Raw genomic sequence first — 25,512 nt, 5'->3', positions numbered from 1 at the left:
AACTCCGTTTATTACACATGTTTCTTACATTAAACTTCTTTCGCCATGGATAATGCACATTTGACTCGTAAACAGCACGAATTTTTCACTTTCATTGTCGACTATAAAAAAGAGAATGAAGTGTGGCCAACTTACCGAGAGATAGCCGACCATTTCGGGTATGCATCTCCAAATAGCGTGACCCAAAATATACAGGCACTGCTGAAGAAAGGCTATTTGGTTAAAAGAAATGATGAGGAGTATGACTTGCCCTCCGATAAAAAGAGTCTTTTGGGCGAAACCGAAGAACAGGAAGGCATTCCGGTTCGCGGGTTGATAGCAGCCGGTTCCCTGCAGGAAGCCGTTGAGGCAAATCTGGGCAGCATCACACTAGATACCCTGTTCCCTGATCTTGATGACCTGTTTGCATTGAGGGTTACCGGCTTTAGCATGAAAGATGTGGGAATTTACGATGGTGATTTTGTGCTCCTCATGGATACGGATGTCAAAAATGGAGATATCGGGGCCGTACTGTATGATGGAGAAACCAGCCTGAAGAAAATCTACTGGGATGATAATGGCCTCAGGCTGGAACCCGCCAATGAAGAATATGATGACATCATCATAGAACCGGACGTGTTCGAAGAAGTCCGAATCATTGGTAAATACATCGGTCACGTAAACCGACAAGGATTTCAGCGGGCTATCCCTTTAGTGGCTTAAATTAAGGCAAAGGAGAATCTTCATTCAGATGAGTGGGAAGATCTTTGTTATCTGAAATAGTGGTCTTCTTATTTGGCACTTTCAGCTCATCGGCTATGGTTAGGAAACGGCCATTCGCATCCTTACGCGCCTCATGCAGCTGAGAGTCTTTAATCCATGCCCGGCCGCCGTCTCTTTGAAGTCTTTTGGTATTTTTATACTTAAATGCTTGTTCGTGAAGCGAAGGTAGCTTTTTCATAATAATTGCCTGATTTACATTTCTCTAAATTTAAGTGAAGTTTCTGAATTTATCAGTATAGATTTGCTTTGTTTTGTCTGATCTAAACGTTATCTTTTCAAGCTCTGAATTAAACGCAAAGAAAGAAATTAATCGATTATGTACGCTATTGTTGAAATCGGCGGACACCAATACAAAGTAGCAGAAAACGACGTGCTGTTTGTGGACAAGCAAAACGCCGACGGTAAGAAGCTTACATTTGATAAAGTGTTGCTGATTAAAGATGACAACGGAAATGTTAATATTGGAACTCCTGTAGTTGAAGGAGCTGAGATTTCCGCTACGATCCTGGATACGGTTAAAGCTGACAAAGTATTAGTATTCAAGAAAAAACGCCGTAAAGGATACCAGAAACTTAATGGACACCGTCAGGTAATGTCTCAGATTCAAATCGAGAGCATTTCCACCTCGGGTTCTACTTCAAAAAAGAAAGCCGCTAAGAAAGATGACGCTCCTGCCCCTAAAGCAGAAGCCAAAGCATCAGCTTCCAAAAAAGAAGAATCTGCTGATTTAGATTCTATGACGGTAGCTGAACTCAAAGACTTGGCGAAAGAAAAAGGCCTTACCGGATACTCAAGTATGAGAAAGGCCGAATTGATTGAAGCATTATCATAAATTTTCATTACTAAACCCTTACTGTTATGGCACATAAGAAAGGTCAAGGTTCAACAAAAAACGGTCGTGATTCAAACCCAAAGATGTTGGGTGTTAAAAAATTCGGTGGCGAGTTTGTGCGAGCCGGAGGAATTATCGTAAGACAACGCGGAACCAAATTTCACCCCGGTGAAAACGTTAAAAGAGGCGGCGATGACACTTTGTTCGCAACTTCTGACGGAACCGTGAACTTTGCTGTTCGCTCTGGCGGACGTAAGCACGTGAATGTAGATCCTATTAACTGATTTACATTTTAAAAATTTCTAAGCCCCGCTCTTGATGATTTAAGTGCGGGGCTTTTTTTATATCTTGATGCTATGAAAAATCCTGATATACCCGGCCTCGATCTCCCCGTCAATAACATCTATTGCATTGGCAGAAATTATGCCCAGCACGCAAAGGAATTAGGAAATAAAGTTCCAAAAATCCCGCTTGTTTTTATAAAACCTTTAGGTACCATCTGCTATAATGAGGCAACCATTCAACTTCCCGTACAGACCAATGACGTGCATTACGAAGCAGAGATTGTTGTGGCTATTTCCAAAGAAGGTAAAAGCATCGCTCAGGAATCTGCCCTCGATTATGTAGCCGGATACGGAGCCGGTATCGATTTTACGGCCCGGGATATTCAATCCATTTCCAAAAAGCAGGGACAACCCTGGACTATTGCTAAAGGGTTCGACAATTTTGCTCCCATCAGCAAATTCGTGCCCGCTGAAGAAATTGCAGATCCGACCGACATAGATATCAAGCTCTTTCATAATGGCTTTGTTAAACAGCACGGAAACTCTTCGGAAATGATTTTTTCTGTGGCCAACCTGATATCTTTTCTTTCGGGAATTTTCACCCTTCACCCCGGAGACCTCATCTTTACCGGAACACCTGAAGGAGTGGGGCCTGTTGAGTCAGGAGATAAGCTGGAAGTGCTGCTGAATAATGGAACCTCATCCTTAACGGTGAACATCGGGTAAGCTTTGCGATTATTCAGTATAGCCATCTTTTCACTTTTCATAACTGCTGCAAATGTTCAGGCACAGGAATACCTGTGGCCATCCGCATCCGGCAATTACCTGAGCTCTACCTTTGGGGAAACGCGATCCGCTCACTTTCATGCCGGACTGGATATTAAAACCTGGGGACGGGAAGGCTACAAAGTTTTTGCTTCCCGGGACGGCACCCTGTTTAGATTACTGGTTACAGAACGCGGGTACGGAAACGCTATATATCTTCAACATGATGACGGAACATTCACCGTTTACGCTCACCTTCAGCGTTTTAAGGAGCAATTTCAGTCCATTGCAGACTCGATAAGGCTACAGGATTTTTCTTTTGAAATGGATGCCTTCCTCGACACTCTGGCCATACAAGTAAACCAAGGGGATGTAATTGGATATACCGGATCGACCGGCATTGGCCCGCCCCATCTTCATTTTGAAATCCGGGACTCACTGGAAACACCGGTCAATGCTTTAAGAACCAATTTATCCATAAAAGATGACCTCCCCCCGGTATTCTCTTCGCTTATTGTTGAGCCCTTGACAAAAAACTCACGGGTAAATGGGCAGCCCGCTTCCAATTATATCAGGGCAGGTAAAAGCAAGGAAGTGTTCGATTTTGGTGAAGTAAAACTAACCGAAAAAGCAGGGTTGGCCGTGAATGTGTACGATCGGGCCGATGAGGTTTATAATGCCTACGCGGTTTACTCGCTGGCATTGGTTCAGGATTCGGATACGTTGTTTTATCAAGAACTGAACCGGTTTGACTACAATGAGAGTAACGAAATGTTTCTGGATCGGATAGCTCCTTTCGGATCAACCCGGCGTGGGCATCAGCGGCTGTATCGTAAAGATGGAAGTAAAAATCCTTTCTATCTGATCACTAAAGAAACAGCACGGGTAGGTATATCCGACTCTTCGGAAACTTATACCATTGTGGCTTCAGACTACTTTGGCAACACATCCAGAGCAACTGTAACATTTGTCCCGGACACACTTTCAAATTCTTCATCGGTTTCTCTGACCCCCAATACGGATGAATGGTACTGGGCTGAAAACTGGGCTTCACCTGACCTTCAGAACACCCTTGACCTGACACAACTCACCCTTGGAATTAAGTGGGAAGAATCTCAGCACATTGTTCGTGTTGACTCTTCAAAGCAGTTACAATTTGCCCGCATCACTCCCGGAAGCGCTCAAAAAATTGTAACTCCTGATCATCGATTAAAGCTTAGATTTGGTGAAAAGGCTTTCTTTGACACGCTGACCGTTGCTTCTTCCTATGAAATGGATAATGAAGCAATCAGCATCTCCGTGCAGCCTGAAATGCTTCCTGCAAAATCCAACTTTGGGCTGGAATTCTTTTTGGGAGATTACTTTGAAGCCGGCAACAACTACCGGCTTTTCCGAATTGATGCTTCAGATGGAGATACAAGCTATGTGGAATCTGAATTGACAGGAAGAACACTCCACGCCCGTCCATCATCACTTGGTGAGTTTACGGTTTTAGCTGATAATGAAGCCCCGGAAATCTCCGGTCTTAACATCTACAAAACGGACTATGGAAAATGGCGGGCTTCGGTAAGGGTTACCGATGATCTTACCGGTATCGAATCATCTTCTGCCAAATTCATCATGAATGGACAGCGAGGAATCGCTGAATACGATTACGAAGAAGAGCTACTGATTTATTACCTGCCTGAATTTACCCCTCAAGCGGCAAATTCAGCGGTTGTTGAGATTAAAGATAAAGCCGGAAACATAGCTTCAAAAGAGTTTCAAAACTAATTTCCGGCTTCTAAACGGTGGTTAGAGATGCGCAATACAGCTAATTTCAACCAGCACATTTTTCGGTAATGTTTTAACAGCTACCGTTTCTCGTGCGGGAGGATCTGATTTAAATCGTGCTCCATACACTTCATTCACGGCGCCAAAATCATCCATACTTGCCAAAAATATGGTGCATTTAAGTACGTGTGAGAAATCGATGCCGGCCTCGGCAAGAACAGCTTTAAGATTGTCCATAACCTGAGCAGCTTGTTCAGCGGCGGTTTCACCTACCAGTTCCATAGTTTCAGGATTTAATGGGATCTGTCCGGAGCAGTAAAGCGTTCCGTTATAAGAGGTTGCCTGACTGTAAGGGCCTATAGCAGCCGGTGCATTGTCTGTAGCATGTATTTTTTTCATGAATATATTCCTTAATGATTATGGTGATATAAAAATCTAAAGCATGTGCGCTAATAAATTGCAGAAAGCAGCACATATGACTATTTTTGACAACATATACATTTGACCCGATTTCAACCAAATTCAATTTTATAATAAAATGAAAAAGCTACTTAGAAACTTACTTTCAGCGGTTCTTTTTGTAGGGATCCTTGCTAGTTGTGAAACGACAGATCCTTTGATTGAAGAGGCGCAGAAGAATATTTTCACTCAGAATTATGACTCTGCCCTTGCCGTTTTAGACCGTTCCATCCAAAACAACCCTGAAAGCGGCCTTCCCTATTACTACAAGGCCATGACGTATAAAGAAAAAGCAAGAACAATACCTCAGGCAGGTGAGAGAAAAGGAACCTATGAGAATTTCAGAGAGTCTGCTGTAACAGCTCGTGAGAAATTTTCCGCTCAGGAAGAAGTTCCTTCTGAAGCCGGAGACGTGGATAATCTTATCCTCAGTACCTGGGGCTTTGAGCATAACAAAGCTATTGAGTATGTAAATGATGACAGCCTGAAAGCTACGGTAGAAGAACCTATCAAAGTTGCTGTTGCTCACCTTGAAAATGCTGTAATCATCAATCCTGACAGTACCCTTTCCTGGGATATTCTTGCTCAGGTTCAAAGCATTAACGGCAACTATGCCGGAGCCATTGAAGCTCTGAACACTTCTATGGAAATGAAGGGCAACCCTCCTTCTGAAGACTTCTTGCGACTAGGAACTTACTACAGAGAAAGTGAGCAGCCTGAAGAAGCAATTAACGTACTGGAAAACGGCGTCGAGTCTTACCCGGACAGTGTACAGCTGGTACAGGTTTTAGCTGATGTGTACATGCAGGCCGGACAAAGAGAAAAATCCATTCAGACGATTGAAGCACTGATCGAAAGAGATCCGGAAAACGCTCAATATCACCTGGCGCTTGGTACTCAGTTATTACAGGCTACCACCGAGATTTCTGAAAGAATCACCAGTAACTATGACGATATTTACGACTTAGGCACTGAGCTTCGAAACAACCGCAACAGAGCGGACGCCATCAATGCCTCTATCGACTCTTTGGTATCTGTGAATGAAGAACTTACATCAGAAATGAATAAGTTAAGCGACCGCGCAGAATCTGAACTGATCAGAGTTACGGAATTGCGCCCTGAAGATCCTAAGGCTTACCAATATCTTGGTATTTCTTTCACCAATAAAGCAGCCGCTTTATACGAGAAAAGAAACTTTACCCAGGATAACGAACTTGCCAGTGAGCTTGACAAACAAGCTAAAGAAGAGCTTCGCGAAGCCATGAAATATTACGAAAAAGCAGTAGAGCTTGAGCCTGACAATACGGCCAACTGGCAATCACTGTCTCGCATTTATGTACAGCTCGACATGCAGGAAAAAGCTGCCGAAGCTATGGATAAAGCGGGCATGTAATCTCACCTATCAAAAAATTTAATATGACTATTTCAAATTTTACCCGGCTGACAGGCTTACTTCTGGTGGCCGGGTTTTTTATTTCTTGCAGCACATCACAAGTTAACATTGATGAACTGCTTGCAAATAACAAGTATCAGGAAGCTATCACCGAAATTGATAACCGGCTTGCTGAAAACCCCGAACAACCTTCCCTTTACATTCAAAAAGCTACCATTAATGCCGATTTAGCCAACCAGGCAGACCCGGAATTAAGAGCCGAATTTTACGAAAATACGGCCGATAATTTTGAGTTAGCCGTAGAATATGGGGCTGATGCATCCCAGGTTTCCGTGATAGATAGCCTGCGGCAGCAGTATTGGAAAAAAGAGCACAATGCCGGTCTTCGGATTTCAGAGAATGAAGATATTTCTGAACGATACCAGCGCGCTGCCATTCATTTTCAAAACGCACTTATTTTGCGGGAAGATGCCGTCAGCTCTTATAAAAACCTTTCGATTGCACAGTTTAATGTGGGAGATTTGGACGATGCCATCCAAACACTCGAAACGGCCCTGAATTACGCGGATGAAGACCCGGTCGAAATCTATGAAAACCTTGGGTATTTATATCTCGAGAAAGGAGATCCTGAACAAGCTGCATCTTACTACGAGCAGGCCAATACAAATATGCAGGAAGACATGAACCTGGCTTTTGGATTGATCAATGCCTACATCTCGGAAGGAAACAGCGAACAGGCTGCCGATATGCTTGAGAATCTGGTAGCAGAATATCCGAATAATGCCAACCTGAGAAATGTATATGGCACCCAGCTATACCAGATTACTTCCGGAATTTTACAAGACCTGAAGCAAGCCTATTCGAGTAATGATACTATGCTTGTTGAGCAGATTAAATTTGAAGCAGAAGGAATGGGCGATGAAGCCGAAACACAGCTGATCGAAGCCTTCAAAAGAGACACCTCTAATACGGAATACCTTGAAAGCCTGGCTGTTTTTTATAACAACCTCTCAGCTCAGTACTTATCACTTCTACCCGTCGCATTTGAGAACGACAGAGCCAGCCTCGAATCCAAAGCTTACACACTTATCAACTTTGCGATTGATTACTACGAAAAATTAGTTGTAATAGATCCGAACAACGAAGAGTACACCAGTAAACTCAGCGTTCTCAAAACTTTAAAAACTCGCAAAACTGCCTCAGCAGATAATTAATTATGAAATTTAATACCAAGACGATTCATGCCGGCCAGAAGCCAGAAGAAACTTCAGGCGCGGTAATGCCTCCCATTTTTCAAACTTCAACATACGCTCAGGAAGCTCCCAACAAACATAAAGGGTACGATTATGCCCGCGTTGGGAACCCCACGCGCACAGCTCTTGAGCAAATGATCGCCGGTTTAGAAGGAGCTGACGAAGCCGCTTGTTTTTCCAGCGGAGTTGCAGCTATGGATTCCCTGATGAAAATGTTGCGTCCGGGCGATCACGTTGTGACGACTAATGATTTATATGGAGGCTCCTACCGGTTATTTACCAAGGTATTCGAACCCTATGGGATTGATTTCACTTTCGTTGATATGACGGATCTGGAGAAGGTCAAGGATGCCATTACCCCACAAACAAAGCTGATGTGGATTGAAACCCCAACTAATCCTTTGCTCCGTATTGTAGATATCGAGGCGTTGGTAGGATTAGCTAAGCCCAACAATATACTCACCGTAGTTGATAATACTTTTGCATCTCCATACCTGCAGAGGCCGCTCGAATTTGGAGCTGATGCGGTGCTCCATTCCGCGACCAAGTATTTGGCCGGACACTCTGACGTTATTCACGGTGCGGTTGCCAGTTCCAACCAGGAGATTATGGAAAATCTCCGGTTCCAAACCAAAACATCAGGAGCGGTACCCGGGCCTATGGATTGCTATCTCACCTTACGTGGTATCAAAACTTTGAGCGTGCGCGTTCAGCGTTCTGTTGATAATGCTAAGCAAATAGCTTCATTCCTGGAAAGTCATGATAAAGTTGAGTCTGTATTATATCCCGGCTTGTCATCACATCCACAGCATGAATTAGCCGCTAAACAAATGGATGACTTCGGAGCTATGCTTTCCTTCACCCTGAAAGATGACTCAATTGAAGCCGCTACCAAATTTATGAGTAACACATCCATCTTTACCTTAGCTGAAAGTCTGGGCGGTGTGGAATCATTAATAAGTCACCCCGCTTCTATGACTCACGGCTCCATCCCTAAAGACGCTCGGGAAAAAGCTGGTCTGAAGGATTCTTTAATTCGTATTTCAGTGGGAATTGAAGACGCTGACGACCTCATCGATGACCTGAAACAGGCATTTTAGTATATCATCATTCCTGAGCCTTTAGTATCTTTCAGGCGCTAGAAAAGCGCTTACAGAAATCTAATTTAAAACTTATTCCGATCATGCGAGACGTTGTAATTGTATCTGCAAAACGAACCCCAATGGGCTCCTTTGGAGGCAGCCTTTCTTCCTTTTCTGCACCCGAGTTGGGCGCATCCGCCATCCTTGAAGCGGTAAAATCAGGAGGTATCAAACCCGATGATGTTCAGGAGGTGGTTATGGGTAATGTACTTTCAGCAGGTATCGGGCAGGCACCGGCCCGGCAGGCAGCTATGAAAGCAGGACTTCACGAGCGAACACCTGCAACCACGGTCAATAAAGTATGTGCTTCAGGTATGAAGTCGATTATGATCGCAGCCGACCAGATTCGTTTAGGCGAAGCAGAGATCATTGTAGCCGGAGGAATGGAGAGCATGAGTAATGTTCCCTACTATCTGCCTAAGCAACGTTTTGGCGCGAAATACGGCCATGTTGAAGCCGAAGACGGTATCGTAAAAGACGGGCTTTGGGATGTATATAATAAGTACCTGATGGGTAATGCGGGAGACCTTTGCGCCCGGGAATGCAACATCAGCCGCGAAGAGCAAGACGAATACGCCATCAACTCTTACAAAAGAGCCATTGAGGCCACCGAGAAAGGCTACTTCAAAGATGAGCTGATTAAGATCAAAGTTAAAGACCGCAAAGGAAATGTTACCGAAGTAGAAAAAGACGAAGAATTGGGTAAAGTTCGTTTTGAAAAGATTCCTGAATTGCGACCGGTATTTGACAAAGAAGGAACCGTAACTGCTGCCAATGCTTCCAGTATTAATGATGGTGCAGCCGCTGTTTTAGTGATGAGCGCTGACAAAGCCAAAGAACTCGGACTAAAGCCATTAGCAAAAATATTGAGCCATAGCAGTGCTGCCAAAGCGCCTGAATGGTTTACAACCGCACCGGCCGATGCCATCCCCATTGCGCTTAAGAGAGCCGGGCTGACCAAGAATGACATCGATCTTTTTGAGATAAACGAAGCTTTTTCGGTTGTGGCTTTGGCTAACAACCAGATTCTGGAACTCGACCCTGAGAAGGTAAACATCCACGGAGGGGCCGTAAGTATCGGTCACCCGCTCGGTTGTTCAGGAGCACGGATTATTGTTACCCTCATCCATGCCCTTCGCAGAACGAAAGGTAAATACGGATGTGCGGGTATCTGCAACGGCGGAGGCGGAGCTTCCTCCCTCGTGCTGGAAATGCTTTAAAAGCACATAGCCCGCTTATGTTTTTAAGCGGGCTATTTTTTTATTGACATTATTATTTCACCGACCTATTATAAAGCAGACCTGAAACAAACGACTCTACTGTATAGACCAAAGCTACTATTCATTTATCGTTAACTAAACATCAGCGCAGAGAACATTCTCATCTTACAGGTCAATCTTAACTCGAAGTACTATATCCTTATATAGAAAAACTGCTACAAAACCTTAAGCGTTAATACGCGAAACCAGTAAACGATTAGTTCCTTTATGCTTAACAAGCTGCTTTATATTAGTGGTTTGCTTTGCTTATTGATTGCTGAAGTAGCAAATGCCCAGCAACTGAAAGTAGTAGCAGAAACAGACTCATTTACAGATTACGAGTTCTCCAATGAGAAGCTCGAAATCCTGTCTCCTTATGGGTTGATGGTTCCCGTTTCCGGTAACACCCCTCGTTACCAGGTCCTTGAGCAAGCTGTCTCTACTATTAATCGTGAAATTTCCCCGGAACAAGCGACCGTTTTAGCTCTTTCTGATAACTCTAAGCCACTGATTGAGATCTCTGAGCCCGGTATTCAACGCGGCCAAAAAGTAAGCGCGCTCAGTATAAATATTGCCCGCTATGGAGAAAGTGGCACGAAAGTTCTGCGAAAATTCAGAATTCGGGTTTATAAAGAGGGAGATACCCGCCTTCCACAATTGAGAACAGCCAAGCAAAACAACAGCTCTCTGTTTGACGAAGGAGCCTGGTACAAAATCCCCATCACTAAAAACGGAATTTACGAACTGGATGCCACCTATCTTGAAGATCTGGGGATTGAAGTCAGCGCTATTGATCCACGCAATATCCAGCTTTGGGGAACTGGAGGCTATCAGCTGCCTGAAGCAAACGACCAGCCCCGCCCGGAGCTAACCCAGATTCCTGTTATTGTTGAAGGACAAAATGATGGCACTTTTAATGCCAATGACCGCGTAATTTTTTACGGAAATTCACCACACCGGGTACTCAGAGACAGCATAGAATTTGAGCACCGCCTTCATCCTTACAGTAACCAATCCTTTGTATTTCTGACCGTTTCGGATGCTCCCGGAGACCGTCTTGCAGCCGTAAACAACAATTTCTCCCCTTCCCGAACCATTACCTCCTTTCATGATTTTAGCTGGAAAGATGAAGAGCTCTACAAGACTGAAGAAAGCATAAAGTCAGGCCGGCACTGGTTTGGGCGGCGATTTGATGCCTCAAGCAACGGTACTTCCATCCCTGTTTTTGCAGATACCCTTGCCGGTATCATCACCAATGAGCCTATTACCGTAGAAGGTCAATTTATTAACAGGTCCACGAATTCTGCCAATTTCGAAGTCTCGATAAACAATCAACAAATTGAAACGGTGAATATCCGGGCTATTTCCTGCTTAAGCAGCTGTGGAAGCTGTTATAACTGTAGTTCCGGGGATTCCGGTGTGGAGGGCTCCTTCAGGACCAGTTTCACCCCATCCATTCAAGATGGAATTATTGAGGCAGAAGCTACCTATAATCACAGCGAATCAAGCTCAAGGGGCTTTTTGGACTGGTTCCGCGTGGTAGTTCGCAGAGAACTTCAGGCACAGAATAATCATCTGTATTTCTATTCCCCAGCCGATGGTTCTTCCAGTGAACTTGCTCAATACCGGCTCTCCGGGTTTGACAGCCAGCCCGTCATTCTAGATGTAAGTGATGTAACCCAGCCGAAGCTATTGAGTTCAACCGGATCTAACGGAAATTATAGCTTCAATTATTATTCAGGGGATGACTTACGGTTTGTGGCTCAATCCAGCTTTTTCCAACCGGCTATGGGCACTTTAGTAGCCCCTCAAAACCTGAAAGGAATTACCGATTACCCTGATTATATCATTGTCACCGCCGATGAGTTCAGGGAATATGCCGAAGACCTTGGCAATTACAGGTCTCAGAAGGATGGATTAAATCCCGTTATTGTAACCCAGGAACAAATATTGAATGAATTTTCGGGCGGCGTTGTCGATCCATCCGCCATTCGTGATTACACAAAATTTTTGTACGACCGCGCTTTGAATGACGGGCAGGAACCTCCGCAATATTTGCTCCTTTTTGGGGACGCCACCTTCGACTACAAGAACATCATCAGCAATGGCTTCCAAAATTATATCGTCACCTATCAAAGTGATGAATCGCTGAATAGAATACAGTCTTTCGCTACCGATGATTTCTTCGGTTTCCTGGATGACAATGAGGGAGATTTAACCGGTGGGCAGACCAGCAACTCGCATTACCTGGATATTGGACTGGGCCGAATTTCTGCACAAACACGATCAGAAGCAGCTATAGCCGTCCAAAAAATTAAAACCTACGAAGACCCGGCCAACACCGGCAACTGGCAAAATCTGTTAACCTTTGCTGCCGATGATGACTTCCCTGATTCCGGCGACCGAGACATACACGTGGTTAATGCCGATGAAACTGCCCAGCGCATGAACTTTATGGAGCCAGGACTACGAATCAAAAAAGTGTATGAATTTGCCTACCCGGTTGAGATTACCGGATCGGGACGAAAAATACCCGGTGCCACCGATGCTTTCATAAGCTCATTTAACGAGGGTACGCTGGTTATGAATTATTCGGGCCACGGAAACGAGCAGACGCTGTCTGATGAGGAGTTATTTCTCTCCAATTACATTCCCAACCTGACCAACCGCGACCAATTAGCTGTGCTTGTAACAGCTACTTGTCAGTTCGGCCGATACGACGACATTGATGCCCAGTCTGGTGCTGAAAAACTGCTTTTTGCAGAAAACGGTGGGATTATAGGAGCATTTACGACTACCCGGGTCGTCTTCACAAGTTTTACGATAAGTGCCGGAAATAACTTCGGATTGAACGTGGCCCTCTCCCAACGCATGGTTGAACGTAATCCCGATGGAAGCCCTCTTCGATTGGGTGATATTTACTTGCGTACAAAAAACTCCAGTATCGGCAGTTCTACCGTTGTTGCTTCCCGGAACAGTAAAAAATTCATTCTTATTGGTGATCCCGCTACAAAATTCCGCCTGCCTGAGCAACAAGCCGACCTGACGTCCATTAACGGCTACACAGAAACCGGTGAAGATACCACACTCACCATAAAGGCTCTTGAACAGGTTAACCTGGCCGGACAGATAAAAGACCTGCAGGGAAATCCATTACCCAATTATAGCGGAGAGGCGGTTATTACGGTTATGGACGCCCCTCGTAACGTGCCTCTGCCATCCGATCGAGAATGGGTTGCCCAGGACAACTGCCGGCTTTCTGGCTGTGATTATGAATCGGAGAACGATATTCTTTTTAAAGGCAAGGCCGCCATCACCAATGGGCAGTTTACCTCTTCCTTTATAGTACCTAAAGACATCAGTTTTTCAGATAACACCGGCCGTATCATTTTCTTTGCTAACAGTAATGGCCAAACAGCCGGCGGCTCATACACAAAAGTGCGCTTTAACGGAGTTAACGAAAACGCGGTTGACGACGGGTCGGGACCGCAAATGGATGTATTTCTGAACGATGAACGCTTTGTGAACGGAAATTTGGTGAACAGTTCACCAACACTGATAATTGAACTTGAAGATCAATCTGGCATAAACACTACAGGAACAGGAGTAGGACATGAAATAATTGCTACAATCGATACAGAACCACAACAATCGTTCGTCCTCAACGATTTTTATGAGGGCAGTTTAAATGATTTCACGCGGGGGCGTATCGAGTACCCTCTGGATCAACTTCCGGAAGGTAGCTATACCCTTAAAGTTCGAGCGTGGGATGTGCACAATAATCCTTCAGAAGAAGAAGTTTTCTTTGAAGTAGCATCGAGTGAGGAGTTAACCGTCAGAAACGTGTTTAACTTCCCCAACCCGATGAATAATGCCACCCGATTCAGCTTCGAACATAACCAGCCCGGTAATCCACTCGACGTATCAGTTCGTATTTATACACTGAGTGGCAAGCCGGTCCAACACATTGAACAGTCACTCATAACTACAAGTTCTTATGCCAGTATTTCATGGGATGGCCGTGACCGGGATTATGATCGCCTGGGTAACGGTACTTATATTTATGTGCTTCGGGTTGCAACAAATACCCCGAAAGGAAGACAAACAGCAGAGCAAGTCGAAAAGCTCGTAATCATACGATAGCATCGTAACTTAACCCTGAATCTCTTATATTCAACTATCTTAAATTCGTTTTTTATGAAAAGGACAGTATCCATCATAGCAGCGGCATTATTTTTAATGCCCGCCATCACATATGCACAGGTTGCCATTACAGCGGTGCCCTTTCTTCAAATTGAACCGGATTCACGCGGTGCCGGTATGGGTAACACCGGGGTAGCTATTGCAGACAACGCATCTGCGCTATTTTGGAATCCCGCAGGCTTAGCTTTCCAAAAGGGAGCGAACCAGGCTAGTATCACCCACTCGAACTGGTTGGCTAACTTTAACGTGAGTGACCTTTTCTACGATTACGTGGTAGGAAAATATTACGTTGAAGGCATTGGCACCTTCGGTGCTCACTTAACATACCTGAACCTGGGGGAACAAGTGGAAACGGATGAAACAAGTCCGGAGCCAATCTCCCGATTCCAAAGTTACGAAGTGGCACTCGGTGGATCTTATGGATACCAGGTGAGTAAAAACTTTGGGGTTGGAACCAGTCTCCGCCTTATTTACTCCAGTTTGGCCAGTGGTACTTCCATCGCAGCCCAAAAAGTGAATCCGGGAAGCAGTGTAGCTGTAGACCTTTCCTTCTTGTATAAGACGGACACGTTCTCGCTTGGCGGAAGAGATGCACGGTTTAGCTTTGGATCAAACCTATCAAATCTCGGGCCCGGCATCCAGTACACCGATAACGCCCAGAAAGACCCGCTGCCTACGGTACTGCGCTTCGGGTGGTCATTCGATCTTGACCTGGATGATGAAGGCATTAACCGCATCACCGTTGCCAACGATATTTCCAAAATCATGGCCCGTACCGATAAATTTGAAGTGCAAAGCGGTGACTCAACCGTTATCGAAACCAAAGCAGTGGGCCCCATTGAAGCCCTTTACAAGTCATGGAGCAGCTTCGAGCGTTTTGACGGTCAGAATACTGTAGAGGTTGGGCTGATGCAGCAGTTTATGATTGGAGCCGGTATTGAGTATTGGTATGCTGATCAGTTTGCTCTGCGTGGCGGTTATTATTTCGAAGACCCCCAAAACGGTGATCGTGAATACATTACTTTTGGCGCCGGTATCCGCTATAGTTTTCTGGGTGTTGACTTCAGTTATATAAAAACGCTTGAAGAAGATCACCCACTTGCCAACACCTTGCGATTCAGTTTGCTTATTGACTTTTAATACATGCAGCATTTGAAGTTTTTCATGAGGAGCATGTTAGTTTTTAGCATGCTCTTTCTATTTTGGAACCGCCACACCCACGCTCAACATATCCCCGTTAAGCGTTCTCATGCTATTTCCAAGCCCCATCCGGTATTGAGTGAGAACCTGAACGCGACCGGAACGCTTAATGTGGTTGCCATTATGGTTGAATTTCAACCGGATAGTAACCGTCTGACTTCCGGAACCGGGATTTTTGGCCCCGATGGCATGGACGGACTTCCTTATTTGGCTAATGCTGAAGACTTCCGGGTTGAACCCCTTCCGCACAACCGAAGTTATTTTGAAGCTCACCTTGAGTTTGCTAAGAACTATTATGAGCAATCCTCCGATGGTCAACTGACCATCGATTACCAGGTACTTCCCACAATTTATCAACTCCCGAAAAAAATGGAGGAATACTCCCCCACTGGAGAAACCTTCACGAACGAAAAAGTAGCCGAGCTTGCCCGCGATGCCTGGCAAGAAGTTGAAAACGGTCCAAATTTTGATGCTTCCGGACTGGATCCTGAAACCACTGCTTTTGTCATATTCCATGCCGGTGTTGGGCGTGATATTGAGCTAACGGGCACTAATCTGGACATCACCCCTTTTGACATCCCTTCCCTTTACCTTCGAAAAGAAAATCTCGGGCAGCTTCTAAATGATCCTTCTTTTAACGGATTTACTGTAAATGATGGCTCGTTTCGTGTCACAAACTCCATGATTCTCCCAAGAACAGAAACACGCCGTGGGCTTGATATTCAGGATAATGAATTCGCTTTTCCCCTTTCCATAAATGGGCTTCTGTGTGCATCTATTGGAAGTCACCTGGGCTTACCGGATTTATTTAATACTGAAACCGGAGACCCTGCAATTGGTCGTTTCGGTTTGATGGACGGAGCCGGATTCTTTTCCTACAATGGACTGCTTCCTCCCGAACCTTCTGCCTGGGAAAAAATGTATTTAGGATGGGAAACCCCTTTTGAAATTGATGTGAACCAAGCGGGTGATATTCAGCTTCCGGCAAATTCCCTCGATCAACCTAATGCCATTGCAAAATACAAGCTCTCCGATTCCGAGTATTTCCTGATTGAAAACAGGCACAGAGATCCCGATGGAACCGGAATTACGCTGACTATCCGACAACCCGATGGCAATGAGGTTCAGCAAACCTTTACCAATCAGGATGAAGCCTTTGTATTTCAGCAGTCAGAGTTCGACACTCTTCTGCAGGCCGGAACTTTTGTGAATGCCTCAAATTTTGATTTCAGCCTTCCGGGTGGACTGGATGTCGGAGAAAATGAAAACGACCCGTCTGATGACAGAGATCTTAATGGCGGGATTCTGATTTGGCATATTGATGAGGCCATGATCAACCTGCAGCTTCAGAATGAGCGCGTAAATGCAGACCCTGCGCGACGTGGCGTGGATTTGGAAGAGGCAGATGGTGCCCAGGATATCGGCCCCGGAGTACCCGGAGCACTGGATAACAGCGCCGCTTTTGGATCCGCTTTTGACTATTGGTGGAGTGGTAATGACTATCGCGTAATTTTACAATCCGGGCAGGTGCTCAGCTTCTATCAAAACAGGTTCAGCTCCAACACCCGCCCGGATAACAAAAGCAATTCGGGGGCTCCCTCCTTTTTTGAGCTGTACGATTTCTCCGATAATCTCCCAACAGCTTCATTTAAAATCCGTCCTGACGAACCCAATTCCGATTTATATACCTCGGACTTTACGGTACAGCTGGATTCCTCCCAAAGCTATTTCACCGGCGATGATCCTTACTTCAATTACTTTCCGCTTTCCCTGTCTGTTTATGAAACCGCAACCGACACTTTTTTGATTGTTCCTTCTCAGCAATCGGTGACTGCTCTTTCTATTTCTGATCCTGAGAACATGCAGTTTCAGCTTTCTGATGCCACTGTTCAGCAGCCATTTATTGGAACTGAGTTGGTATTGGGGGAAAAACCCAAAGCAGGTACTCCTGATATAGCGGTCGCTTCCATTTCATGGAACTCAAATACCCAACAAATTGACACCAGCTGGACAGCTACGCTCCCGGCCAACCGTGGCTTTCTGAGCTCTCAAGCCGGCGAAACTATTTTAGCTGATTTTACTGATGCGGGATTGACGGCCGATAACGGTAACCCTACCTCAGAAGGGATTCCTCCTTTTCAACGCTCTGAAGTTATCAGCGGTGAATTCTCCGAAGCGTATGATTCCGGCGTTTCATTCTCATCCGTAAGCGGGTATGCTTATACACCTGTATCTGATCAAAACCGGCTCTATACAGGCTCAATCATGCTTGGTAACCGGGTAATGTTCTATGTTTTTGAAGATAATCGGTTTGTATTGGTTGATCCTGAATCTGACCAAAGAGAACTCCTTGTTTTTGAAGAAACAGCTGCTGAGTGGCCGGCAATCCTTGACGATGCCACCATCCTTCGGGTTGATAAAACCAATAATCAGCTCATTGCAAATAACCGACTTGGATCTACCGAGGATTATTATCCCGTAGATGCACCAGCCGGTGTTCAGTTTATCGGCACTCCTCTATACACCGACCTGATAGCATCCGGTTCTGAATATGCAACGTTGGTCGTCGGTCAGGATAGTCTGTCCCAAAACATTTTTGCTTACAACAATCAAGGACAGCTGATTGATGGCTTCCCGATTTATGTTGGTAAAGCGGTTACGTCAACGACTCAACCTGTTCACCCGATTATCTACAATAGAAACTTATATGCCGTCAGTCACGATGGTACGGTGAAATCATGGAATCTGACTCAGGTTACCGATACCAAATGGGCAACCCGATATGGGGAGGCCCCATTCAATAAGGTATCAGCCCGTGTTCAACCTTCGGAAAATGAATCTCCTTCCGGTTTTGGTGTTCTGAATGAAACAGAAACCTACAACTGGCCAAATCCGGCAACAGATTATACCAACATACGTTTTGAGCTTGCGGAACCCGGCGGGAACGTACAGATTACTGTGATAACCATGAGCGGGCGTATCATTTTTGAACAATCCCTTAGCTCTCCCGGAGGTTTTCCTCAGGAAGTTCAGGTTCAAACCGGTGACTGGGGAAGCGGTGGATACGTTGCACGGGTTAAAGCCACCGTTGACGGCAAAACTGAAACCAAACTCATTAAAATCGGAGTTGTGCATTGATGAGAAGATTTAAGCTAATTTCGGTTTTATTTCTGCTTCTGGGGCTGGCTCCATTTTTATCTCAGGCACAGACAGATGTGCGGTTCTACGATTACCCCATGAATCACCTGGATTGGTACACCATTGAAAGCGAGCACTTTCTGGTGCACTTTCAGGAAGGTAACAGCCGTTCAGCACAGGTGGTCTCCCGCATTGCAGAAGAAATCCACCCTCCGATCACCGACCTGTACCAATACACCCCGGATGAGAAAGTAAGTATTGTGCTCAAAGACAGGGAAGATTATTCCAACGGCGCTGCTTACTTCTTCGATAATAAAATTGATATCTGGCTTCCTGCTTTAAACACTCCCCTGCGTGGCACCCACAACTGGCTGCGAAATGTAATCACCCACGAATACACTCACATCATCCAAATTCAGAAGGGGATGAAGCGGAGTCGCAAAATTCCGGCTTTTTATTTACAGTGGTTGTCGTACGAAGATGTACGTCGCCCTGATGTGCTTTACGGATTCCCCAATGGCATCATAACCATGCCTTTTGCAACGGTGAATATCCCGGCCTGGCTTGCCGAGGGTACGGCTCAATATCAAACGGCCGGGCTTTTATATGAAACGTGGGACAGCCACCGCGATATGATTTTACGAACGCGCATCCTTACTGACACCTACTTTTCGCTTCAGCAAATGGGAACTTTTTCTTCCAAAACCAGCCTTGAGCGTGAAACGGTATATAATCAGGGCTATGCTTTTGTTATTTACCTGGCTAATCGTTTTGGGGATGAAGTACTGAGAGAAATAACTTCTGCCCTTGGTGAAAAAGGTGTTTATACCGTTGAAGAGGCCATTGAAATGGCAACCGGACTGCCCGGCAATGAAGTTTTTGACAACTGGATTGATGAACGAAAAGACTTTTATGCAACAGCTACGGAAGGCATCAACCCTACTCTAAGTGATACCGTTGAGCAAGCCGGTTTTTTCAACTTTTATCCGCAACAATCCCCGGATGGTTCCAGGCTGGCTTATCTCTCAAACAAAGGCGTTGATTATGGTTTACTCTCCTTATACCTGAAGGATCTTGACGGTAACGAAAAGGAAGTAGCTGTGATAGATGATCTTGACTTCCACCAGTCCAAAAACCATGTGAGTTCTTTGGAGCCGATACTTACTTTTCTGGAATCTTCATTTTCCTTTTCTCCGGACGGCAACCGGATTGCCTATGCCATCAACAAGAAGAATAAATATGGAGAACATTACCGGGATATTTTTATTTACGACATCAAATCGGAAGAGAATAAACGCCTTACAAACAGTGCCCGTATCGAATCCCCTGCCTGGAATAAGGATAACAACAAGATAGTAGCCGTTCAGTATTCGCGCGGTACTCAGAATCTGGTGCTGCTTCACCCCGAACATCCTGACTCGGTAACCCGGCTAACCAACTACCAAAGTGGAGAAACAGTTTATACTCCTGAATGGGGACCAACCGATTCAAAAATTTATTTTGCCAAAGCTGTAAATGGAAACCGTAACATCTACCTTCTCGATGTAGAATCGGGCGTGGTTCTTCCCTACTTATCAGATAAGTACATCGATTATCGGGATCCTCATATTGGTCCTGATGGAAATTACTTGTACTACTCGGCCAATCCTGAAGGTATCTTCAATATCTTTCGTGTTCCGCTGAGCAGTGGAGAATCGCAACAGCTTAGCAGTGTAGTCGGTGGAGCGTTTATGCCTTTCATCGGGCAAGACGGAATTATTTATTTCTCAGAATACCACGCAGACGGATATAAGATTAAGTCATCACCGGAGAACAGGCTGCTGGCACAACCACGTTTTGGTTATTATGAGCCTCCGTTTCCGGATGAAATCATGGAGCCGGGAGCTGACTTTGAGTACATCAACAAGCTTAATGATTTTGATGATACCGACATCCGCCCCTTTGGTGAACAGGCAGAAGCCATTGCCGACACCGGCAGTTATCGTTTTGAATTGTCCACCATAGATGATGACAGTGAAAGAACCTATCGCGAATACGAAGATACCTATTCCGGCTTTAGCTTTTTCCCGGTGCTTCGGTTTGATAACTACTCCCAGGTCAATGGAAATAACGGCTCACTGATCAGAAATGGGAAAATCGGACAGTTCGGCGAGAACCTGCTTCGGGATGCCAAACCCGGCGTTTATTTCTCTTCTCGGGATGTGATAGACAAACTGAGTTTATTTGGTGGATTGATGGTAGGAGTGGCATCACAACCGGCTGAAAGCATTGGCGGTTTCTTCCGCCCTGACCGACTTTTTGGCCTGGACCGTGATGCATTTCTGATTGCCGAACACCGCGGGCTCCCTTTTATAGAGCGCAGCTGGTCACCAACGGTGGCACTCGAAATTTATAACCTTCGCCGTAATGTATCAGACGGATTGTCGATTGAAGAATTTCGCTGCACTTCCTGCGGCCAGCCCGATACCATCTCTGTGGATATTGCTTATGATATCTGGGAAGCCGGTTTATATTTCAGAAGCAAATTGAGCCGAAGGAGTATGCTAGAGCTGGGAGTTGCTTACAGCCCTTACCGGGTTTCCACCGACGACTTCTATTCCCGGGAACTGAAAGCACAAGTAAGCGGATCTTCTTCACAGTACTTTCGAGGCACTACTCTGTCCGCATCCTACACCTTCGATTATTACACATATTCAAATGATGCCGACATTGCCCCGCTGGGTTTAAAAGGATATGCACGCTATCAATATCAACCCTCCAAATTACTGGAAGAATATGAAATTGATGATGGATCCCTCTCCCCCGTTTTCAAGAACTCCAATAATCACTCTTCAGAAATTCATATGCGATATGGATTTAAAACCTTCGGTGATCAGGCGTTTCAGGCTCGTATAAGAGGCTTTCACTACTTTAATAACCCCGGCGATTCTTTTTATGCTGATTATGTTGGCGGATTTTTAGGGCTGAGAAGTTATCCCTATTTCGCATTAGGCGGCAGCACTACCGGTTTTGCAAGCCTGTCCTGGTTTGCTCCCATTTTCAGGAACATCAACAAACAAGTGGGACCGTACACACTGGATAAAGTTTTTGCCCGTTTCTTCTTTGAAACCGGCAACGGCTGGCGAAGTCCTTACGATACGGGCAACAACCTGAAATCCGGCATTGGGGCCGAACTGCGACTGGCTTTAAACGGATATTACTTATTCCCGCTGAAATTCTTTGTGAGTGGAGCCTATGGGTTCAATGAGTTTACCTTAACCCTTCCCGAAGACTTCATCACAAACTCACAGAGTAACAAAGTTACTTATGGGCGCGAATTACTCATTCACTTCGGTATAACCTTTGATTTTGAACTGTTATGAGAAAGCTTTCCAGCATCTTAATTCTACTACTGCTGACTTCAGCCGGAAGCAAAGCCCAGACGCTGAGCAGCTTCAGTAATGAGATTTTTAAGGAAGCTAATTCTGAGGTTTATGATCCCGGCGAAATTACCCTTTCAGATTTCTCTTACCGGTCTGCATACACGAATCAACAATCCACTTTTTTAGAACTTCCACGAACCAAGCCGTTTGTTGCTTTTACGGCATCGGCAATTATACCGGGTTCAGGTCAGGCCGCAAACGGGAAATGGGTACGGGCCGGAATCTACTTTGCGGTTGAGGCCGTCGGTATTATCTATCATCTCGACCGAAATGCAACGGCTCGCCGACAGGAAAAAGCTTATGAAGAATTCACTCATCAAAACTGGAGCGTATTAGCTTATGCGGAATGGCTGGTGAATTATTCTATGCAAAATAACCTGAATAACGGTTGGCAGGATCTTCAGTCTCATATTGCAGGAAAGAATCCGGATTTCACCAACACTACTAACGACTGGTCGAAGGTAAACATCAACCTGCTGCATCAGGTTGAACAGGAAACACCTTTTGTATTTGAAAATCGGTATGGCAGTGAGTTTTCACATTTGCTGCCTGATTATGGCTCGCAACAGTATTATGAGCTGATCAGTAAATACTACCAATACCAGCCGGGTTGGCGGGATTGGTACGGACAGGTTACCACCGCCAACAATCAAACCCCCGATATGTACCGATACATGTGGAATGGCAGGGATGAACCGTTCACCCTATTCTACCAAGGTCGGGATCGGGCGCAGAAATTCAATGACAACTACCGGGCAGCCGGGAACATCCTGAAGCTGTTGGTAGTAAACCATGTTGTTTCCGCCTTCGATGCATTATTCACGGTTCAGCTAAAAAACAGTCGTATTGAGACCAATACCAACCTGATGAAGATGGAGCAATTTTCTGTAACCTGGCACTTTTAACACGTTGATAGTTCCTGTATTTTATGCGCATGCTCAAGCAGATTCTGACTAACAAGTATTTTTATATCGGCACCTTCTCGCTGATGCTATTCGGTGCCGCTTTTCTATATGTGGCTGATAACTTCATCATGCCCTACTACACCAACTATAATGAAGGGGTAACGGTACCTGATGTAACCCGGATTTCTTTAGAAGAAGCCGAAGCTTTGCTAACCGACTATGGGCTTCGTTTTGAAGTGGCAGACCGTCGTGCCAATTCAGCCTATCCGGCGAATTACGTAATTGACCAAAGCCCGAGCGCCGATAACATCGTGAAGCCGAATCGGAAAATCTATCTCACGGTAAACAACGAAGTTAAACCACAGGTAGTGGTCCCCAATGTTGTAGATCTCTCCCTTCGGAATGCAGAAATACAGCTTCAGAATTATGGACTGGAAGTGGGCAGCCGCAGCTATGAATCGTCCCGGTTTAAGACCATCATACGTCAATCTATTTCAGGCGGAACCACCGTTCAGAAAGGTACGGTTATAGACCTTGTGGTAGGTGACGGATTTGGCAGTCGTATTATCACAGTCCCGGAAATAATTGGGCTCAGACTTCCTGAAGCTCAGCTCAAACTACGTGAAGCCGGATTCAGAGTCGGTGAAGTCCAGTTCCGGCCAACCAAAGATGTTGTGCCCAATACCGTGCTCGACTTTTCTCCCAAAGCAGAAGAACTTCGCGAAGGAGAAAGCCTGACACTGGTCATATCCGAACGTTTTGAAGTTATCGAACAAAGCGAAGGCGGAGCTGTGATCATAGATTCTACAGATAATAATTCAGGTGCTAACCCTGATTCCCTCAACAATCAACAGAACCAACCCAATAACAACCCTGATCAATGAATTTTGAACTTCCTATCGTTGCACCATCCATTTTAGCGGCCAACTTTACACGCCTTGGGCAAGATATAGATGATGCGGTTAAAGGCGGAGCAAGCTGGATTCATTGTGATATCATGGACGGGCATTTTGTGCCCAACATTAGTTATGGGCCAGGAGTTGTAAAAGCTGCAAAATCAGCTGCTCCCCAGGCATTCATCGATGTACACCTGATGATTGAAAACCCGGATGACTATGTGGAAGCATTCGTACAGGCCGGAGCCGATTTAATCTCCGTCCACTTCGAAACCTGCCCTCACCTCCACCGAACCCTGCAGAACATTAAAAAGTATGGGATTATGACAGGTGTCGTTGTTAACCCGGCTACTTCACTTCATAATATCGAACCAGTGTTAAATGATGTGGACCTGGTACTGATTATGAGCGTAAACCCCGGCTTTGGCGGGCAGAGTTTTATCGAGAGCAGTTATGACAAACTGAAGCGATTGGCTGAAATCAGAGAAGAACAAGAGCTCGGGTTTCTGATTCAGGTTGATGGTGGCGTGAACCTCAAAAACGCCAAAAAGGTGGTCGAGTCCGGAGCAGATATCCTGGTAGCGGGAAGCAGCGTATTCAGCGCTGAAGATATTACCGTCCGGTTTGAGGAGCTTACGGAGAAACTGGGGTAATCCAATCCATCCGGCTTCACCCCTGTAAATCCATTTCCTGAAAGATAGCTTCCACGGCAGCCTGCATCATTTCTTCTGCTAAATCCTTATCTTTGGGCAATTCTTTCATTCAAAAATTTATACCGCTATAGAAGACGAGAAAACACTTTCAGAACAAGTCATTGAAATCAAAGGTGCGGATCCTGTTGCCCTGTTTGGACTGCATGATCACAACATCATTGCTCTAGATAAGGCTTTTCCCGAAACCAAATTCAACACCCGCGGCGACCGTGTTAAACTCACCGGGCCGCAGGAGGAAGTTGATACCGCTACTAAAGTAATTGAAGGGATGATCGAGCTGCTGGATCGTAAGAACAAAGTAGCCGAGGACGATGTTAAAACCCTGGTTGCTCTTAAAAGTGGGGAAACCACAGCGGGCCGGCCTCAAATCCGTACGCTCGATGAGACTACAGGTGATACCATCATTCATACCCATAACGGGGAAGCTATCACAGCTAAAACTCCCGGGCAGCGAAGAATTGTAAGTTCTTCAGCTGAGCATGATATCGTGTTCGCTATTGGTCCCGCCGGTACCGGAAAGACTTATACCTCTGTTGCCTTAGCCGTTCAGGCTCTGAAGAACCGGCAGGTAAGAAAAATTATTTTAGCCCGCCCTGCTGTTGAAGCTGGTGAAAACCTTGGTTTTCTTCCGGGCGACCTTAAAGAGAAAATTGACCCGTATCTCCGTCCGTTATATGATGCCCTGGAAGATATGATCGACCGGGATCGACTGGAGCTACACCTGACCAAGAACGTGATTGAAATTGCTCCGCTCGCCTACATGCGTGGACGTACCCTCAACAATGCATTCGTGATTCTGGATGAAGCACAGAATGCCACAAACACGCAGATGAAGATGTTCCTGACCCGAATAGGGTTCAACAGCCGGGCCATTATCACCGGTGATATTACCCAGACTGACCTCCCCCATCGTCAGCAATCGGGACTCATTTCTATTCAAAAGATCCTGCAGGATATTGATGGAATTGATTTCGTTTATCTTGGCGAAGAGGACGTAGTACGCCACAAGTTGGTCCGCGATATTATTAAAGCTTACGACAAGTTTGAGGATAAGAAGAAATAGAAGCTCTCAGCTGTCAGGTGTAAGCTATCAGTTTTTCACTCTTAATAAAC

The 25,512-nt window shown here is 45.4% G+C and carries 19 protein-coding genes; 17 read left to right on the top strand and 2 right to left on the bottom strand.

What is annotated here, in order from left to right; all coding sequences use genetic code 11:
- Window positions 1–45: 45 nt before the first annotated feature.
- Complete coding sequence (gene lexA / locus JJ941_RS13645) at window positions 46–702, top strand: transcriptional repressor LexA (protein ID WP_255132855.1); 657 nt, start codon at window positions 46–48, stop codon at window positions 700–702.
- A gap of 1 nt (window position 703) precedes the next feature.
- On the opposite strand, the gene JJ941_RS13640 is transcribed toward lexA, so the two are convergent.
- The gene (locus JJ941_RS13640) at window positions 704–940 is read right to left on the bottom strand and encodes a hypothetical protein (protein WP_290966306.1); all 237 of its coding nucleotides are present in this window, start codon (window positions 938–940) and stop codon (window positions 704–706) included.
- A 138-nt stretch (window positions 941–1,078) separates the two neighbouring features.
- On the opposite strand from JJ941_RS13640, the gene rplU reads away from it, so the two are divergent.
- From rplU to JJ941_RS13620, 4 genes are all read left to right on the top strand, one after another.
- A complete protein-coding gene (gene rplU, locus JJ941_RS13635; protein WP_255132859.1) occupies window positions 1,079–1,594 on the top strand; it encodes a 50S ribosomal protein L21 in 516 nt (171 codons plus the stop codon).
- 26 nt (window positions 1,595–1,620) lie between these two features.
- On the top strand, window positions 1,621–1,878 hold the full coding sequence (gene rpmA / locus JJ941_RS13630; protein WP_255132860.1) for a 50S ribosomal protein L27: 258 nt from the start codon (window positions 1,621–1,623) through the stop codon (window positions 1,876–1,878).
- A 72-nt stretch (window positions 1,879–1,950) separates the two neighbouring features.
- Window positions 1,951–2,604, top strand: a complete 654-nt coding sequence (locus tag JJ941_RS13625; RefSeq protein WP_290966302.1) for a fumarylacetoacetate hydrolase family protein — start codon at window positions 1,951–1,953, stop codon at window positions 2,602–2,604.
- A 3-nt stretch (window positions 2,605–2,607) separates the two neighbouring features.
- Window positions 2,608–4,416 carry a M23 family metallopeptidase gene (locus JJ941_RS13620; RefSeq protein ID WP_290966300.1) on the top strand — a complete coding sequence of 603 codons (1,809 nt, stop codon included), beginning with the start codon at window positions 2,608–2,610 and terminating at the stop codon, window positions 4,414–4,416.
- Window positions 4,417–4,437: 21 nt separating this feature from the next.
- Here JJ941_RS13620 and JJ941_RS13615 read toward each other — a convergent pair whose 3' ends face one another.
- Window positions 4,438–4,815 carry a RidA family protein gene (locus JJ941_RS13615; protein WP_255132866.1) on the bottom strand — a complete coding sequence of 126 codons (378 nt, stop codon included), beginning with the start codon at window positions 4,813–4,815 and terminating at the stop codon, window positions 4,438–4,440.
- Window positions 4,816–4,954: 139 nt separating this feature from the next.
- On the opposite strand from JJ941_RS13615, the gene JJ941_RS13610 reads away from it, so the two are divergent.
- The 12 genes from JJ941_RS13610 to JJ941_RS13555 all read left to right on the top strand — a co-directional run bounded on the left by JJ941_RS13610 (window position 4,955) and on the right by JJ941_RS13555 (window position 25,462).
- The gene (locus JJ941_RS13610; protein WP_290966296.1) at window positions 4,955–6,268 is read left to right on the top strand and encodes a tetratricopeptide repeat protein; all 1,314 of its coding nucleotides are present in this window, start codon (window positions 4,955–4,957) and stop codon (window positions 6,266–6,268) included.
- A gap of 23 nt (window positions 6,269–6,291) precedes the next feature.
- The gene (locus JJ941_RS13605; RefSeq protein WP_290966293.1) at window positions 6,292–7,482 is read left to right on the top strand and encodes a tetratricopeptide repeat protein; all 1,191 of its coding nucleotides are present in this window, start codon (window positions 6,292–6,294) and stop codon (window positions 7,480–7,482) included.
- Between the two features lie 2 nt (window positions 7,483–7,484).
- Window positions 7,485–8,621: a cystathionine gamma-synthase gene (locus JJ941_RS13600; protein WP_290966290.1), complete on the top strand. Its 1,137-nt coding sequence runs from the start codon at window positions 7,485–7,487 to the stop codon at window positions 8,619–8,621.
- An 83-nt stretch (window positions 8,622–8,704) separates the two neighbouring features.
- The gene (locus JJ941_RS13595; RefSeq protein WP_290966288.1) at window positions 8,705–9,883 is read left to right on the top strand and encodes an acetyl-CoA C-acyltransferase; all 1,179 of its coding nucleotides are present in this window, start codon (window positions 8,705–8,707) and stop codon (window positions 9,881–9,883) included.
- Window positions 9,884–10,150: 267 nt separating this feature from the next.
- On the top strand, window positions 10,151–14,065 hold the full coding sequence (gene porU / locus JJ941_RS13590) for a type IX secretion system sortase PorU (protein ID WP_290966285.1): 3,915 nt from the start codon (window positions 10,151–10,153) through the stop codon (window positions 14,063–14,065).
- 54 nt (window positions 14,066–14,119) lie between these two features.
- Entirely contained in the window at window positions 14,120–15,265 is a 1,146-nt protein-coding gene (gene porV, locus JJ941_RS13585; protein WP_290966283.1) for a type IX secretion system outer membrane channel protein PorV, read from the top strand.
- Window positions 15,266–15,313: 48 nt separating this feature from the next.
- On the top strand, window positions 15,314–18,463 hold the full coding sequence (locus JJ941_RS13580) for a hypothetical protein (RefSeq protein ID WP_290966282.1): 3,150 nt from the start codon (window positions 15,314–15,316) through the stop codon (window positions 18,461–18,463).
- Entirely contained in the window at window positions 18,463–21,825 is a 3,363-nt protein-coding gene (locus JJ941_RS13575; RefSeq protein ID WP_290966281.1) for a hypothetical protein, read from the top strand. Before JJ941_RS13580 ends, JJ941_RS13575 begins: the two co-directional genes overlap by 1 nt.
- Window positions 21,822–22,790, top strand: a complete 969-nt coding sequence (locus JJ941_RS13570) for a hypothetical protein (RefSeq protein WP_290966279.1) — start codon at window positions 21,822–21,824, stop codon at window positions 22,788–22,790. The genes JJ941_RS13575 and JJ941_RS13570 overlap by 4 nt, the downstream gene beginning before the upstream one ends.
- 29 nt (window positions 22,791–22,819) lie before the next feature.
- Window positions 22,820–23,674: a PASTA domain-containing protein gene (locus tag JJ941_RS13565; RefSeq protein WP_255132885.1), complete on the top strand. Its 855-nt coding sequence runs from the start codon at window positions 22,820–22,822 to the stop codon at window positions 23,672–23,674.
- Entirely contained in the window at window positions 23,671–24,339 is a 669-nt protein-coding gene (rpe, locus tag JJ941_RS13560; protein ID WP_290966277.1) for a ribulose-phosphate 3-epimerase, read from the top strand. The genes JJ941_RS13565 and rpe overlap by 4 nt, the downstream gene beginning before the upstream one ends.
- Before the next feature lie 328 nt (window positions 24,340–24,667).
- Complete coding sequence (locus JJ941_RS13555; RefSeq protein WP_290966276.1) at window positions 24,668–25,462, top strand: PhoH family protein; 795 nt, start codon at window positions 24,668–24,670, stop codon at window positions 25,460–25,462.
- Window positions 25,463–25,512 lie beyond the last annotated feature (50 nt).

Source organism: Gracilimonas sp., from assembly GCF_017641085.1.
Classification (GTDB): domain Bacteria; phylum Bacteroidota; class Rhodothermia; order Balneolales; family Balneolaceae; genus Gracilimonas.
Note: the sequence above shows the minus strand (reverse complement) of the source record. Positions and strands in the feature narration are given on the sequence as shown.

Bases quoted from the DNA above. Each gene is read 5' to 3' on its own strand.
- lexA (WP_255132855.1), top strand. From the start codon at position 46: ATGGATAATGCACATTTGACTCGTAAACAGCACGAATTTTTCACTTTC.
- JJ941_RS13640 (WP_290966306.1), bottom strand. From the start codon at position 940: ATGAAAAAGCTACCTTCGCTTCACGAACAAGCATTTAAGTATAAAAAT.
- rplU (WP_255132859.1), top strand. From the start codon at position 1,079: ATGTACGCTATTGTTGAAATCGGCGGACACCAATACAAAGTAGCAGAA.
- rpmA (WP_255132860.1), top strand. From the start codon at position 1,621: ATGGCACATAAGAAAGGTCAAGGTTCAACAAAAAACGGTCGTGATTCA.
- JJ941_RS13625 (WP_290966302.1), top strand. From the start codon at position 1,951: ATGAAAAATCCTGATATACCCGGCCTCGATCTCCCCGTCAATAACATC.
- JJ941_RS13615 (WP_255132866.1), bottom strand. From the start codon at position 4,815: ATGAAAAAAATACATGCTACAGACAATGCACCGGCTGCTATAGGCCCT.
- JJ941_RS13610 (WP_290966296.1), top strand. From the start codon at position 4,955: ATGAAAAAGCTACTTAGAAACTTACTTTCAGCGGTTCTTTTTGTAGGG.
- JJ941_RS13605 (WP_290966293.1), top strand. From the start codon at position 6,292: ATGACTATTTCAAATTTTACCCGGCTGACAGGCTTACTTCTGGTGGCC.
- JJ941_RS13600 (WP_290966290.1), top strand. From the start codon at position 7,485: ATGAAATTTAATACCAAGACGATTCATGCCGGCCAGAAGCCAGAAGAA.
- JJ941_RS13595 (WP_290966288.1), top strand. From the start codon at position 8,705: ATGCGAGACGTTGTAATTGTATCTGCAAAACGAACCCCAATGGGCTCC.
- porU (WP_290966285.1), top strand. From the start codon at position 10,151: ATGCTTAACAAGCTGCTTTATATTAGTGGTTTGCTTTGCTTATTGATT.
- porV (WP_290966283.1), top strand. From the start codon at position 14,120: ATGAAAAGGACAGTATCCATCATAGCAGCGGCATTATTTTTAATGCCC.
- JJ941_RS13580 (WP_290966282.1), top strand. From the start codon at position 15,314: ATGCTCTTTCTATTTTGGAACCGCCACACCCACGCTCAACATATCCCC.
- JJ941_RS13575 (WP_290966281.1), top strand. From the start codon at position 18,463: ATGAGAAGATTTAAGCTAATTTCGGTTTTATTTCTGCTTCTGGGGCTG.
- JJ941_RS13570 (WP_290966279.1), top strand. From the start codon at position 21,822: ATGAGAAAGCTTTCCAGCATCTTAATTCTACTACTGCTGACTTCAGCC.
- JJ941_RS13565 (WP_255132885.1), top strand. From the start codon at position 22,820: ATGCTCAAGCAGATTCTGACTAACAAGTATTTTTATATCGGCACCTTC.
- rpe (WP_290966277.1), top strand. From the start codon at position 23,671: ATGAATTTTGAACTTCCTATCGTTGCACCATCCATTTTAGCGGCCAAC.
- JJ941_RS13555 (WP_290966276.1), top strand. From the start codon at position 24,668: ATGATCGAGCTGCTGGATCGTAAGAACAAAGTAGCCGAGGACGATGTT.